The 14,484-nt window shown below is 52.3% G+C and carries 12 protein-coding genes; 1 reads left to right on the forward strand and 11 read right to left on the reverse strand.

Annotation, left to right across the window (positions count from 1 at the left end; translation table 11 throughout):
* Positions 1-100: 100 nt before the first annotated feature.
* From trmD to rpsP, 4 genes are all read right to left on the reverse strand, one after another.
* The gene (trmD, locus tag JOD55_RS07605; RefSeq protein ID WP_204399421.1) at positions 101-1,468 is read right to left on the reverse strand and encodes a tRNA (guanosine(37)-N1)-methyltransferase TrmD; all 1,368 of its coding nucleotides are present in this window, start codon (positions 1,466-1,468) and stop codon (positions 101-103) included.
* 17 nt (positions 1,469-1,485) lie between these two features.
* Positions 1,486-2,073 (reverse strand): ribosome maturation factor RimM, encoded by a 588-nt coding sequence (gene rimM, locus JOD55_RS07610; protein ID WP_204399422.1) that lies wholly within the window; start codon positions 2,071-2,073, stop codon positions 1,486-1,488.
* Between the two features lie 105 nt (positions 2,074-2,178).
* Positions 2,179-2,415: an RNA-binding protein gene (locus tag JOD55_RS07615; RefSeq protein ID WP_204399423.1), complete on the reverse strand. Its 237-nt coding sequence runs from the start codon at positions 2,413-2,415 to the stop codon at positions 2,179-2,181.
* Positions 2,415-2,882, reverse strand: coding sequence for a 30S ribosomal protein S16 (rpsP, locus tag JOD55_RS07620; RefSeq protein WP_204399424.1), 468 nt, complete (start codon positions 2,880-2,882; stop codon positions 2,415-2,417). Before rpsP ends, JOD55_RS07615 begins: the two co-directional genes overlap by 1 nt.
* Before the next feature lie 420 nt (positions 2,883-3,302).
* Here rpsP and JOD55_RS07625 point away from each other — a divergent pair, with 420 nt between their 5' ends.
* The gene (locus JOD55_RS07625; protein WP_204399425.1) at positions 3,303-4,280 is read left to right on the forward strand and encodes a cation diffusion facilitator family transporter; all 978 of its coding nucleotides are present in this window, start codon (positions 3,303-3,305) and stop codon (positions 4,278-4,280) included.
* A gap of 8 nt (positions 4,281-4,288) precedes the next feature.
* Here JOD55_RS07625 and JOD55_RS07630 read toward each other — a convergent pair whose 3' ends face one another.
* The 7 genes from JOD55_RS07630 to JOD55_RS07660 all read right to left on the reverse strand — a co-directional run bounded on the left by JOD55_RS07630 (position 4,289) and on the right by JOD55_RS07660 (position 14,477).
* Complete coding sequence (locus JOD55_RS07630) at positions 4,289-5,416, reverse strand: amidohydrolase family protein (protein ID WP_204399426.1); 1,128 nt, start codon at positions 5,414-5,416, stop codon at positions 4,289-4,291.
* Complete coding sequence (gene ffh / locus JOD55_RS07635) at positions 5,413-6,969, reverse strand: signal recognition particle protein (protein ID WP_204399427.1); 1,557 nt, start codon at positions 6,967-6,969, stop codon at positions 5,413-5,415. Before ffh ends, JOD55_RS07630 begins: the two co-directional genes overlap by 4 nt.
* A gap of 122 nt (positions 6,970-7,091) precedes the next feature.
* Positions 7,092-8,234 carry a signal recognition particle-docking protein FtsY gene (ftsY, locus tag JOD55_RS07640; RefSeq protein WP_204399428.1) on the reverse strand — a complete coding sequence of 381 codons (1,143 nt, stop codon included), beginning with the start codon at positions 8,232-8,234 and terminating at the stop codon, positions 7,092-7,094.
* A gap of 60 nt (positions 8,235-8,294) precedes the next feature.
* Positions 8,295-8,672: a hypothetical protein gene (locus tag JOD55_RS07645; RefSeq protein WP_204399429.1), complete on the reverse strand. Its 378-nt coding sequence runs from the start codon at positions 8,670-8,672 to the stop codon at positions 8,295-8,297.
* Positions 8,673-8,773: 101 nt separating this feature from the next.
* A complete protein-coding gene (smc, locus tag JOD55_RS07650) occupies positions 8,774-12,337 on the reverse strand; it encodes a chromosome segregation protein SMC (RefSeq protein WP_338022228.1) in 3,564 nt (1,187 codons plus the stop codon).
* A gap of 98 nt (positions 12,338-12,435) precedes the next feature.
* The gene (gene ndk, locus JOD55_RS07655; RefSeq protein ID WP_204399430.1) at positions 12,436-12,846 is read right to left on the reverse strand and encodes a nucleoside-diphosphate kinase; all 411 of its coding nucleotides are present in this window, start codon (positions 12,844-12,846) and stop codon (positions 12,436-12,438) included.
* A 113-nt stretch (positions 12,847-12,959) separates the two neighbouring features.
* The gene (locus JOD55_RS07660) at positions 12,960-14,477 is read right to left on the reverse strand and encodes a bifunctional folylpolyglutamate synthase/dihydrofolate synthase (RefSeq protein WP_204399431.1); all 1,518 of its coding nucleotides are present in this window, start codon (positions 14,475-14,477) and stop codon (positions 12,960-12,962) included.
* Positions 14,478-14,484: the final 7 nt, after the last annotated feature.

The following is a 14,484-nucleotide window of genomic DNA, read 5'->3' on the forward strand; positions in this document are numbered from 1 at the left end:
ATGAAACACCAATTGGAGTCCCAAAGCCGAGCGGATATTTTCTTATCAGAACGCAAACCCCCTGCGGCAGGCACTGCGCTCATTTCGATAAGCAACTCAACTATTTTGCCACATTTAATGGGCGAACCATAGTCACATCACTGTTGATCGTATCACCTACGCGGAATTGTCGCTTTCCCGCCCGAGAGAAGCCCAAGTTCTTATACGCCTTTTGCGCACGCCGATTACTTTCATGCGTACCGAGCCAAATAGTCCAATTCGACTGCGTACCGAGCTTGTCTTGCAGAACCTGAACCGAGTAATCAAATAATGCGGAGAAAACGTATCTGCCTCGCCACCGCTGGCCAACATAAGCCTTAGACATATAGACCAGCTTCACCGCTTCCTCCGTCAAGCTATTTGCACAGCTCTTTGGGGCACCGGCAGCGATTTGGGCTTGGTCATTTCCGTGTTCATAGAGCGCGTACCCAACAATGTGACCAGCGCAATCACACGCTACGAACACCGAGTACAACTCTGAATCGTGAATGAAATGAGAAAATTTTTCCGCGCTCAGATTCTCCTCGATAAAAGCCGTCATATCCGCTTCCGACATTCCCGCTGGGCACGCATCCACAAAGGTGAGCTGCGCAAACTGTGCCAGCGCTACGGCGTCGTCTGCTATCGCTTGGCGAAAACTCAACCGCTCGAGACGCTCGCCATCCTGGGCACAAAACCACCCGAACCGGGCCAATTCCTCAAGGTCACCCTTATCGAGCTGAGTTGCTTTGAGCTGCGCAATCATATCGGGGCGACGCTGCGCGGTTCGTTCAAGCGAACGGTTACGACGCCAACGATGCACCGCCTGGTGGTTGCCCGACGTCAAAACCTCAGGCACCGCAATTCCGCGAAAATCAGCAGGTCGCGTATACACCGGATATTCCAGCAGTCCAGCTTCGGAATGGGATTCTTCGGCGAGCGACTGCGGATTTCCCACCATGCCTGGCACCAGCCGCGATACCGCCTCAACTAAGGCGACGCTCGCAACTTCTCCCCCGTTGAGCACGTAATCGCCAAGGGAAAACTCGAATACTTCTACACCGGCTTGATCAGAGTAATACTGCGCGATACGCGAGTCGATTCCCTCATAACGCCCACACGCCAAAATAATATGCTGCTTTTTCGCCAGCTCTTCGCACTTGCGTTGGGTAAGTGGAATGCCCGACGGCGTCGGGATCGCGAGCACGGTAGGCGCGGTAGTTTTCGCAACTGTCGCGTCAATTGCTTGTGCCCACACATCGGGTTTCATCACCATACCCGCACCGCCGCCAAAGGGGGTGTCGTCTACCGTGCGATGAATATCGTGCGTCCAGTTCCTGATGTCATGAATCGATACCGAAATGATTCCGCGCTGTTGAGCTTTGCCAACCAAAGAAATTTGCAGCACGTCAAAAAATTCTGGAAATGCTGAGATGATGTCAAAATGCATGAAGAACGCTCCGGCTGTCACTCGCCCTCGAGGTTGCGAGTCTCGTCGGCGTCATTGAGGTGCCCGGCTTCGTCTAGGTGCCATGCGTCGTCCGCAAGCTCATCGTCAGAAAACAGGCCCGCAGGCGCGTCAATAATCACGCAATGGTCGTCGATATCAACTTCCGTGACGATCTCATGCACAAATGGAACTTGCGCAATGCGTCCGTCAGGTTCGCGCACAAGGAGCAAATCTTGAGCCGGCATCGGCTGCAATCCCACTACAATTCCCAGCTCGTAGCCATCTGGATCAAGCGCTTCTAAGCCAACGAGTTCGTGGGAGTACCACGCATCTTCTTCAACGTCATCTTCATCTGTTTCGATAACTAGTTGAACTCCTCGCAGAGATTCAGCCGTAGTGCGATCGTTGATCCCTTCAAAACGCGCAAAAGTCATTCCCTTGTATTCGCGAGTTTTTAACACAGTGAGTGGGCCGACGTCGGCAGGTTCCGTTTCGAGGGCAGCACCAGTATGAAGACGACGTTGCGGGCTATCGGTGCGCACGTCCAGTTTGACTTCGCCTTTGAGCCCATGAGCGGCTCCAATAATAGCTACAATGAGCTTCACTACGACCCCTAGCAATAGTTAATGAGATATCTTTGTGCTGTATAAAATATACCTGATAAGGGAAAACCCGCGCTTGATGCGCGGGTTTTCCCTTAAGAAAGTATTTCAGCGATCAGTTTCGATCACATCTACTCGAACAGCGCCATTGGTAGAAAGCGCGTTAACGACGGAACGTAGAGCCTTTGCAGTACGACCGTTGCGTCCAATAACGCGTCCCAGATCCTCAGGATTCACACGGACTTCAAGCAATTCACCACGACGGTTATTACGAGTTGTAACTTCAACGTCATCGGGATTATCCACGATTCCACGGACCAAATGTTCCAAGGCTTGTGCGAGCATCAGGCTTCCTCAGACTCTTCAGCGCCAGCTTCTTCAGCTGGTGCTTCTTCGGCTTCTGCAGCTGCTTTTGCTTCAGCTTCTGCCTTAGCACGAGCTTCTGCCTTAGCTGCACGAATCTTCTCAGCATCGTTCTGAACTGCCTTAACAGCTTCTTCACGAGCCTTTTCAGCGTCGACCTTTTCAACAGTCTTCAAGGTTGACTTACCCTCGAGACCCTTGGCGGCCTGCCAGTCACCAGTGATCTTCAGCTGAGCAAGAACTGGCTCTGAAGGCTGTGCGCCAACCGAAATCCAGTACTGAGCACGCTCAGAGTTGATGTCAATGGTAGATGGCTGTGTATTCGGATTGTAGAAGCCGATCTCTTCAATAACGCGACCATCGCGCTTCTTGCGAGAATCAACAACAACAACACGGTACATAGCTTCACGGATCTTGCCCATGCGCTTTAAACGAATTTTGACTGCCACTTGTGCGGTCACTCCTGTTTCTTTGTTTCATTGGATTATCACTACTCAGCGGTGGGAACACGCATTTCGTAACTCTCCGAACTGAGATTCCGTTAAGATGAGAGGGGCTTAACGTCCTCTGAGTACAACGTTATATTCTGCCAGAAATTGCGCGAAGATAACAGTTAGAATCTCATTCTTCTCGGTGGTACCGCTCACGCGGAATTATCCGTTCAGATCCAATACCCCAAACCGCATTTATTCATCCAAACCCGCGTTCACTTTCATCCAAATTTTTACTTTTACCCAAATTTTTTACCCAAACCCGTGTTCACGCTGGCGAATATCGTGTTTTCGGCCATCTGAACTGTGGGTAAACAGTCAAAACTAATTGGCTTCCCACATAGTTATTTCACTTTGCACTAGCGCACAATAAAAGTTATGAACACTGAAACCATTAATCTAGCTAAATTTGCATGGCTCTCAATTGCCGCTGCAATAGTGACCATCGCAATGAAAGTTGCAGCATATATGCTTACCGAATCGGTATCGCTGCTCTCGGACGCAATGGAATCGGTGGTCAACCTCGTGGCCGCAATCGTGGCTCTCTACGCCTTAAAACTGGCTGCAAAACCAGCAGATTCCCGCTATACATTCGGTAGATCAAAAGCGGAATACTTTTCTGCAGCCATCGAAGGTGCCATGATTTTTGGAGCAGCGGCGCTGATACTTTTCGTTTCAGTACAGCGAATTCTCACCCCAGTACCTCTCGAGAACCTCGGAATCGGCCTTGTAGTTTCGGTATTGACGACTGCCATCAACGGATTTGTTGGCTACTACATCTTACAGTCAGGGAAAAAATACTCCTCACCTACCCTTATCGCAGATGGAAAGCACCTCCTCACCGACGTCATCACCACCATTGGCGTGATTTTTGGCGTGTTCCTCGTCAAAATTACTGGTCTAGAAATCCTCGATCCAATCGTGGCAATCGTCGTTGGCTTCAACATCATCTGGATCGGTATCGGATTGATTCGCACCTCTTTGGCTGGCCTCCTCGATGCCACTCTCCCGGCGGAAGAAAATCACGCAATCGTAGAAATCTTGAAATCTTTTCAATCCGACACCGTAAGTTTCCACGGGTTACAAACTCGTCAAGCCGGAAGACTGCGTTTTATCCGAGTTGATGTGCAAGTGCCCGGTATCTGGACGGTGCGCGAGGGGCACGACTTCGCTCATCAAATCGAAGCAAAGATCGAAGAAAAACTCTCCGATGCATCAGTGACGATACACGTGGAGCCGATTGAAGATCCGGCTTCGTACAATGATATTCCGCAAGGCTTCGTTCCACTTGATGGCGAGGACGGCTTCGTGCCCGTCAATCTTGAAACAGGTAAGCCGATCACGTTTCAGCAGTGAGACGCTACTTAGCGATGGGCCACGATGCGCCCGCCGATGAGCACGTAGCTCGGTGATAAAACGGCACTGATATCCTGCTCTGGGTCTCGGTCATAGACCACAAAATCGGCCACAGCGCCGTCCTCCCACGAAGTTAATCCCAGACGACGACGCCCACCGTAACTCGCTGCGTCCATAACTACATGTGCTGGAATTCCGTTGCGAACGGCGTCGCACAGCTCAGTAGGGAGTCCACGTCGATCAACGTCAGCGGATGTATCCGAACCCATGAGGAAATGCGTTTGCGCCTGAACCATCATCGCCAAGTGCTCACGACGCCGCGCGTCCATATCCAACATACGCCGAGCATACACAGGATATTTTCCAGCATCTGCCGCAAACTCAGGGAATCTGCTGATTTGATTTACGGTTGGCGTGATAAGCACACCCTGCTCACGTGCTCGCACTAATTGATCCCAATCCATGCCAGTGCCGTGCTCAATACCATCAACACCAGCATCGAGTAAATCATCAATCGTCTCATGTGCGAAAGTGTGCACGGTGACTTTAGTATTGAGGTCATGAGCTGCGCGCACAGCAGCAATTATCGTCTCGCGCGGCCACAGCGGTTCAAGATCTGAAAACTCGCCTTTGTCTCGGTTGATCCAATCGCCCACAATTTTTATCCAGCCATTGGCTTTTTCGCACTGCTGACGAACTTGGCGCACAAGATCGTGCGGTTCAGTATCAATCCCGGCATTGCGAATATAGCGCTTAAATCGCGCAATGTGCTGGCCACAGTAGATAACTCGCGGCTCGGCCTCGGTGCGAATCTGTCCGGCGTCGCACTGACCCCCACAGTCGCGTATCGCCGTTACACCTAACGCTACGCAAGCTCGAAGACGACGGTGCACTTCGGCGTCGTCAAGAAGCTCAGGAGTGTACGAAAGCCCCGGATGCGTGTGGGCATCAACGAGACCTGGATAAATGAACCCGGTGATCTCTTTGCTAGAACCCGCGGCCGGCGGAGTATGAGAGATTTTTCCATCCACCACCCAAATTTGGTCCGTCGTGAAGCCGCGCAGTTGCCCGCTCAGGCGTATGACGCCACAGTCACGGGTTTCACGATCAGGGGTAGTGAGCTGGTAATTAGTCATCGCAAGAACTTCGACAAAGCTTCCATATCCACATCTTGTGCTGAGCCAGCGGCAGCACCAAATGCGCTACCTTTTGCCGGGCTGGCAACCTGTTTTTGTGCTTCAAGCTCCTGCTGACGCCGTTTTGCTGGATTTCCCGAACGACCCTTCTTATTGCCAGAGGACTTACCGGTATTCTTCTTACGCTGCTTCTTGGTGTAACCACCACCGAAACCGGGCATACCAGGAATACTTGGCATCCCAGGCATACCACCACCGCGCGACATCGCCTGCATCATCTTCTTCGCCTGCTCGAAGCGATCCATCAGCGAATTGACTTCTTGCACGCTTGTGCCTGAGCCTTTTGCGATACGCTGACGCCGCGAACCATTGAGAATCTTTGGATCGTTACGCTCGGCTTTAGTCATGGAACGAACGATTGCAACCTGCCGATCAATATCGCGTTCATCGAGGTTATCGAGCGCATCACGATACTGATTCATGCCTGGTAACATGCCCATGATCTTCTTCATTGAGCCTAGTTTGCGCATCTGCTCAAGCTGCTCGATGAAATCGTCAAGAGTGAAAGATCCTTGAGCCATTTTCGCTGCCAAATCTTCAGCTTGGCGCTCTGACCACGTACGCTCAGCCTGCTCAATGAGCGTGAGCAAATCACCCATATCGAGGATGCGCGAAGCCATTCGATCTGCGTGGAAGCGTTCAAAGGCATCGAGCTTTTCACCCGTTGAAGCAAAAAGCACTGGCATACCGGTCACGCCACGCACCGAGAGCGCCGCACCACCGCGGGCATCGCCGTCGAGCTTGGACAATACCACGCCTGTGAAGCCCACGCCGTCGCGGAAAGCAATAGAGGTATTGACGGCGTCTTGACCAATCATTGCATCAAGCACGAAGAGGATTTCATGCGGATTGACGGCATCGCGAATATCGCGAGCTTGCTGCATCATCTCTTCGTCGATACCGAGACGACCAGCGGTATCAACCACGATCACGTTGAAGTTATTCTCTTGAGCATACCGCAGCGAATCGCGCGCAACTTTGACTGGATCGCCAACGCCGTTTCCTGGTTCAGGAGCATAGACGCTCACACCTGCGCGTTCACCTACTACTTGCAGCTGATTAACTGCATTTGGACGCTGTAGATCCGAAGCTACGAGAAGTGGTTTCTTACCGTTTTCACGCAACCAACGTCCAAGCTTTCCAGCCAAGGTGGTCTTTCCAGCACCCTGCAGACCTGCCAGCATAATGATCGTCGGCCCTGCGCTTGCCCAGTTAAGATCGCGGCTCTCCCCGCCCAAGACTTCAATGAGCTCGTCATTGACGATCTTGACTACCTGCTGAGCCGGATTCAGAGCCTGTGAAACCGCTGCTCCTGTTGCTTTTTCGCGCACCGCAGCAGTAAAAGAGCGAACCACTGGCAATGCGACGTCCGCATCAAGCAAGGCACGCCGAATATCGCCAATGACGTTCTCGACGTCTTGCTCAGTAAGCTTGCCGTGCTTTCGCAGGTTACGAAGTGAGCCAGTTATACGATCTGAAAGAGAATTAAGCATTCACATACCTTGGTCTGAAATCTGCAATGAACTGTCTGTCATTCTATGTCACCGCTGGGTCAGAAACGAATCTGATAGCGCAAAATTGATCTCGTAGTGATCAAGCAAATCTGCACTATACGTCACGAAAGCAAAGAATCCACAAAGGCTTGGGCATCGAAAGGTGCAAGATCGTCCGCACCCTCGCCAAGGCCAATAAACTTCACCGGCACTCCCAGTTCTCGTTGCACCGAAATGACGATTCCACCTTTGGCCGTGCCATCAAGTTTCGACAGCACAATTCCAGTAATGCCTGTCACTTCAGCAAATACCTGTGCTTGACGCAGTCCGTTCTGCCCGGTGGTCGCGTCAAGAACCAGCAGTACTTCGCGAACCGGAGCGTTCTTTTCCATCACGCGCTTGATTTTGCCCAGCTCGTCCATCAGACCAGCTTTGTTTTGCAAACGTCCAGCGGTATCTACAATGACGACGTCGCTGCCGCAGTTTACGCCCTCGCGTACCGCTTCGAATGCCACAGACGCCGGGTCAGCACCAACTTGTTCTGAACGCACAACGTCCACACCAATCCGATCACCCCACGTTTGTAACTGATCGGCAGCGGCAGCGCGGAATGTATCTGCTGCACCGAGCACGACGGAATAATCTTGAGCTACGAGCAGTCGAGCGAGCTTTCCAGTGGTTGTGGTCTTTCCAGTTCCATTCACGCCCACCATGAGGATGGACGCTGGAATCTTCTTCCCATCAGCATCCGTTTGTGGGGTGATGTCGAGCTCGCGAGATTTCTCTATCGATACGAGATTAATTAACTCAGCTCGCAGTACGTCTTTAATAACGACCGGATCTGAAGTGTTACGAATCTTAGCTTCTTGCTTGAGTTTCTCGATCAAATACGTTGTTGATTCGAGACCAACATCAGCCATGAGCAGTGTTTCTTCGATTTCTTCCCAGTCAGAAGCAGACAGATCTGAACGCGACAACACAGCCAGCAAAGCTTGGCCAAGCCCACCTGAGCGTGCAAGCCGGGAGCGCAAACGCTCCATTCGCGAAGGTACTGACTCAGGTTTTTCCACCGAAAGCGGAGGAATATCTTCAATAACCTCGGCGTCTTCAATCGCCGAGTCTTCGAGGGTCTTAGCTTTCTCCCAAGGAAGTTCCGTTTTCTCGCCACTTATTTGCGATGAACGAGATTTCTTGATGAGTACAGCGCTGGCACCGCCAACTGCTACAAGGCCAATAAGAATATAAATGATCAGTTCTAAAGTCACACTTCTAGTGTGTCGCTTTGCTCTTGAAAAGGCAAGAAAAGAACTAATGAAAAGAACTAATTACTTTGAGGGAGCATCAGAGGAGGAAACACTTGAAAACACTTTGCGTCCTTTATCAAGCGCTTTTTCTGATCCCGAGATTATCGACTGAACGGTTTCCGATTCAGCGATACCTAGAACTCGTTCGTTGAGCTGATCGAAGCTGACGTAGCCATCTCCCTCAGCTTCTTTAAATGTTGAAAATACTTCGCTAATCGACGTCTCTTGCGTCTTTACGTCAAAAGCATCGAGATCAAGCTCGTCATTTCGCCAATCCGTCACAGAGTCCTCAAGAATTTTGCGCGCATTGAGATTTTTGCGGCCAAATCCAAGCAGGTACATGACGAACAGCACAGAAATGCATGCAGCAACAGCGAAGAGCAAAGCAGTAATCAACACACTATATTTCTATCGATTACAGTTTCAAAAATCCACTATGAGCAGCACAGTGTTGGTCACAATATAGGCGTTCTCGTCTCACTTCCAATAAGTGAAAGCCGCTATTGTGGCACAACATCCTTCAGGCGCTGTGAAATCACTGTAGTAACACCCTGCTCTTTCATAGCGACGCCGTATAAAGCATCAGCAATTTCCATCGTCCGTTTTTGATGAGTGATCACCAAAAGCTGAGAACTTTCTTGCAGCTCTTTGAATATATCGAGCAACCGCGAGAGATTTACATCGTCCAGTGCAGCCTCGACTTCATCCATCACATAAAACGGCGATGGACGAGCCTTAAAAATTGCCACCAAGAAAGCAACAGCGGTGAGCGAACGCTCTCCTCCGGAAAGAAGCGACAGCCGCTTAACTCGCTTACCAGGCGGGCGCGCTTCAATTTCGATGCCCGTCGTCAAAACCGATTGTGGATCAGTGAGCACAAGCCTGCCCTCGCCACCTGGAAAAAGCCGCGCAAATGTGGAGGAAAACTCGCGTTCTACATCGGCAAAAGCGGCGGTCATAACCTCATCAACGCGAGCATCAATATCGCGCACGATCTTCAAGAGATCATCGCGAGATTTGCGCAGATCTTGGAGCTGCTCAGTGAGATATTTTTGCCGCTCTTCGAGAGCCGCATGTTCTTCTAAAGCCAAAGGGTTGATCTTGCCCAAACGAGCCAGATCCCGCTCGGCGCGCGCCAAACGTTTTTCTTGCTGCTCACGCACAAAAGGTTGGTCTACGCCGTCGGAATCTTTCCACATTAGGTGCGGGCCAAATTCCTCAATGAGGACGCGAACTTCCATTCCTAAATCGTCAATCGCCTTGGCAGCCAACTGTTCAAATTTCAAGGTGAGCTCAGCAATTACCATATCTTGACGGTGCTGTAGATCGTTGAGTTGGCGCTCTTGAGCTTGAAGATCGTCCAGACGACGGCGCGCGGCGCTCAGCTCCGAGTCCCGCTCCGAACGGGAAGCTTCCGCTTCTTGACGCTGTGCCGTAACTTTTTCTAGGAGCTCTTGGCTGCGCTGCAGAGCAGAAAGTGAATGGTCGCCCACCTTCTGTGCAATCTTAGCCAGCTGTTGACGGCGCACGGCAGCACGTTCTTCTTGCGCGATCCTCGCTTCTACAGCTTGCGCAGAATTTTCTAAAGCCTCGGATTTACCGGCAATTGCGCGTAGCCGTTCCTCGCGTGTGCGCAACATCAATCGCGCTTCGGTCTCGGTAGCACGCGCGCTCACTGTTTGAGTATGCGCTTCAGTACGTTGAGAATTTAGCTCCTGAACTCGCGCTTCAATATCAGTTGGTTCGGCGCCAACTAATTCTTGTTGTTTGCGGATCCGCTCACACTCCTCGTTGCGCGCTTCGAGCTCAACACCAATTTTGGTGTCTCGCGCCACGTTGCGCTCAACTTCGTCTTGCGCGGCTTTCAACGATTGGCGCAATACACCCAATTGCGCAGTAACAGCGGCGAGCTGAGAATCTCGCGCATTGAGCTGCGAACTCACCGAATCGAATTCCTCTTTTGCACGCACATGAGCGGTCAGACTCTTATCGAGACGCTCTTGCGCACGCTGCAACTCTTCGTTCGCTTTCGCTGCTTGGGCGACGGCGTCGTCGTACGTAGCTTGCCGAGCGAGAATCGCACCTTGGTTTACTTCCCCTCCCCAAGCATGCTGAGCAGTCAATACATCACCGAGCAGAGTGGCCACACGCGGCGCACCTAGTTCAAGCAAAGCTTTCGCCGTCACCAAATCGACGCACAGTACGGTACCAGCGAGTATGCCGGTCACGACGTCGGCCACGGGAGAATTCGGGTCGATCACAGATGTGGCCAAACACGCCGTATCCTGGGCAAATCCAGAGTCTTTCAAAGCTCGTTCAGCAATATGTTCGGCGTCTGTGGTCAAGGGCGCAGTGTGGGTGATGAGCAGTTCTAAGTGACCAGCCTGGGCTTCGCGTGCCGCACGCAGAGCGTCAACGGCGTCTGCAATGGAATCGACTACCGCGCCTCCGGCCACTCCCGCCAACGCTGCCTCCACTGCGGCTTCCCAACCTGCCAATATGCGCACCTTATCGCGCACTAAGCCGCGTATGCCGTTTCGGTAGGTATCGTGCGCCCACGCAGTCGCGTCTTCGGGCGCCAATGAAAGTGCGAGCGTGGCCGCTTTAGTTTTCCACTCCACAGCCAAAGATTTTGCCTCGTTGAGAGCCAGGCGGGCTGCCTCGACTGCATCATCGGCTTCTTGCAGCTCACGAGCGACTTCCTCGTGCGCAATCGAGAGAGTATCGTCGCCATCGGTATGCGCAACAATATCTTGTTCCAATAAGGAAACTTGCGCCAGCGCGTCGTCGGAACGCTTCTGAGCAGCTTGAATCGCAGCCTGAACTCGCTGACGTTCATTAGTTAGAGCCTCGACCCGCGACTGCGCAGTAGATAGCTGCCCGCTGAGCCGCGCCGCGTTCTCTCGGCGATCTGCTAAAGTGCGATTTATGTGGAGCAGCTCAGCATCGATGCCCCGTTCAAAATGCTCTGCTTTTTCCCGCTGTGAAATGGCTTCCCGCAAGGACTCTTCGGCCTTACTAACTTCCTTCGTGAATTCTTCTTCCTGCTCACGGGCTTGAGCAGCTCGTTCGCGGATATGCTCGGGAGATTCTCCCCGGTTAATCTGAGCCGATGGGGTGCTGAGCGAACGATGACGTTCATTCGCTAGCTGCGACAACGATCGAAAACGCTCCACAAGAGAATTGAGCCGTTGCCATTGCTCAGTCAATCCAGCAATATGAGGATTGGCTTCATCTGCTGCCTGCTGGAGTCGGGAAATATCTTTTTTGCACGCGAGCAGTTTCTCGGCGAGTTCTTGTTTTTGCTGTTCAAGGATACCGTCGTCGGAAGTTTGCGCAGTTAAACGGGCTTGTGCTTGGGCTGCGTCGTCGGCGAGAAGCCGTGCTCGCGCATCGAAAACGTCACGCTGAATTACCTGAGCACGACGCGCGGTCTCAGCTTGGCGCGCCAATGGTCCAAGTTGCCGGCGCAGTTCCGATGCAAGATCCTCAATTCGCACCAGGTTCGCGTGCATAGATTCAAGTTTTCGCAAAGCTTTTTCTTTACGACGCCGGTGCTTGAGTACCCCCGCAGCTTCTTCAACGAAATTTCTGCGTTCTTCTGGGGTAGCTGTTAATACCTGATCGAGTCTTCCCTGGCCAATGATCACGTGCATTTCTTTACCCATGCCCGTATCAGAGAGCAGTTCTTGGATATCAAGCAAACGGCAGGCAGTGCCGTTAATTGCATACTCTGATCCACCCGATCGGAACAGTGTGCGGGTGATAGTGACCTCGGAAAATTCAATGGGAAGCGCACCGTCGGTATTATCGATGGTGAGCGAGACTTCAGCGCGCCCAAGAGCTAGACGTTTGGAAGTTCCGGCGAAGATAACGTCCGCCATATTGCCACCGCGCAGATTCTTTGCACCCTGCTCACCCATGACCCAAGCCAAGGCATCAACCACATTGGATTTTCCCGAACCATTTGGTCCGACCACGCAATTGATCCCTGGTTCAAATCGCATTGTCGTGGATGAAGCAAAGGACTTAAATCCACGCAGAGTCAAAGTCTTTAAGTGCACCGTCTTAGTGTATTACAAGATTGTGGAAACGTGGCTTGTTCTGCCGAAATTTAGCACAACAAGCCACGTCGTTGATTTTAAGCAAGGGGTGTAGAAAATCAGAACCACACCGATATTTCGTACTGCGCCGATTCCACTCCATCAGAGGAGTGAATGAGGTTAAGAATTGAATCTCCTGGCCACGAACGACCCAAATCACCGCGAATTGTGCCCGGAGCAGCTTTGGTTGGGTCCGTTGCCCCAGCCAGTGCACGCACTCCTTCCACCACGCGCTCCCCCTCCACAACGGCGGCAACGACCGGTGCGGACGTCATATATTCCACCATGCTTGGATAGAAAGGCTTATCAACATGCTCGTGATAGTGCTTAGCAAGCAGCTCCTCAGTGGCTTCTAGCATGCGCATCGCCTTGATTGAATAACCTTTTGCCTCGATGCGGCGCAAGATTTCACCTATGAGTCCACGCTGCACACCATCAGGCTTAACAAGAATGAGAGTTTGTTCAGTCATGCCGATATTCTACTCCTTTTCAAGTAATTGCTGGATAACCGATCCATACTGACTGCGTCTGGACTGCAACGTGGGTTGAAGCCAAACTAGGCCAGCTAGACGAGTTAGACGAGTTAGGCCAAGCTGTCTGGCTTTCGCGCACCGAGCAGCTCACGCGCCTGAGCCGCCAGCATAATCGACCCCATAACCACCACGCAGGCAGGAGATGTGGCATCCGGATCCACCGTTTCAGCAATATCAGCAGCGGACGTGATGGCGTTGCCCAGATCAGGCTCAACCACCACCCGATCATCTCCGAAGATATCGACAGCGATACCAGCCAGTTCGTCGATATCCATCGCACGTGCTCCACCCAAATCGGTGATCACGATCGAGGAAAAGGCCGGCTCAATATTGCCCAAGATGCCCTCGACGTCTTTATCAGCCATCGCGGCAAACACGGCAACTCGCGGGCCTGGGAAATACTCTTCCAAAGCCTCAACAGTCGCAATCGCACCCGCAGGATTATGCGCTGCATCGACGATAATCGCTGGTGAACCCTTAACGACTTCGAGACGCCCTGGAGACGTCGTCGCCATCAAAGCATGCTCAACGACTTCACCATTCAACGCGCCACCGCCAAAAAACGCCTCCACCGCAGTCAAGGCTACTGCAGCGTTATCCGCTTGATAAGCACCAAGCATAGCGAGCGGAATGTCCACATAGGTGGCGGCCGGCGTCTTGATCGTCATCATTTGCCCGCCAACAGCACGCTCGCGTTCGATTACGCCAAAATCTTTATCGGCCAACAGCACAGTAGCGGAGTTCTCACGCAAGCTCTGAGCCACGACGTCGAGCACTTGAGGTACTTGAGCTGCGCAAACGAGCGTCTTTCCCGGCTTGAGGATACCTAATTTCTCAGTCGCGATCTGCGTGAGGGTCGAACCCAGCCACTTCTCGTGGTCGGCGGCAACCGGCATCAGCACTGCGACGTCGGCATCGATCACGTTAGTGGCATCCCAACGGCCTCCCATGCCGACTTCAATCACGGCGACGTCCACAGGCGCCATTGCGAAAGCCGAGTACGCCATCACTGTGAACACCTCGAAGAAGGACATCCGCGGTCCGCCTTGTGCCACCGAACGCTCATCGATGAGTTCAATGAAAGGTTTTACATCTTCCCAGGTATCGATGAAATCAGCAGCAGAAATTGCGCACCCATCAATCGTTATGCGCTCGCGCACCGACGATAGATGAGGCGAAGTAAAGCGCCCCGTCCGCAATCCTCGTTCGCGCAATAGCGCCTCGATCATACGCGCAGTAGAGGTTTTCCCGTTCGTGCCGGTGATGTGAATACAACGATAGGAATTTTGCGGGTTACCAAGCAAATCCAAGCAGTCTCGCACCCGATCTAGCGAGGGCTGTATCTTATGCTCAGGGGCGCGCGAGATGATCTCTTCATAAATCTCGCTAACCCGGTTTTCCAAGGCATAATCATGCGCAAGTTGGTACGTCGGATCTGGTTGAGCTTTAATCTCCTCGATAATCGAGGGGTCAGGCCCCACAATCAACCCGGAACTGAGCAGCGCTTCTAAAGCCGCACCGTCCAGATCATTGCCATCCTTTGCAAAGTTTTCTTCGTTTTCACTCATATGCTTG

The organism is Arcanobacterium pluranimalium (genome assembly GCF_016907845.1).
In the GTDB taxonomy this organism is placed as follows: Bacteria; Actinomycetota; Actinomycetes; order Actinomycetales; family Actinomycetaceae; genus Arcanobacterium_A; species Arcanobacterium_A pluranimalium.

Excerpts from the sequence above, each read along its gene's own strand:
- trmD (WP_204399421.1), bottom strand. The coding sequence starts at position 1,468 with ATGCATTTTGACATCATCTCAGCATTTCCAGAATTTTTTGACGTGCTG.
- JOD55_RS07615 (WP_204399423.1), bottom strand. The coding sequence starts at position 2,415 with ATGCTCGCACAAGCCTTGGAACATTTGGTCCGTGGAATCGTGGATAAT.
- JOD55_RS07625 (WP_204399425.1), top strand. The coding sequence starts at position 3,303 with ATGAACACTGAAACCATTAATCTAGCTAAATTTGCATGGCTCTCAATT.
- JOD55_RS07630 (WP_204399426.1), bottom strand. The coding sequence starts at position 5,416 with ATGACTAATTACCAGCTCACTACCCCTGATCGTGAAACCCGTGACTGT.
- ffh (WP_204399427.1), bottom strand. The coding sequence starts at position 6,969 with ATGCTTAATTCTCTTTCAGATCGTATAACTGGCTCACTTCGTAACCTG.
- ndk (WP_204399430.1), bottom strand. The coding sequence starts at position 12,846 with ATGACTGAACAAACTCTCATTCTTGTTAAGCCTGATGGTGTGCAGCGT.
- JOD55_RS07660 (WP_204399431.1), bottom strand. The coding sequence starts at position 14,477 with ATGAGTGAAAACGAAGAAAACTTTGCAAAGGATGGCAATGATCTGGAC.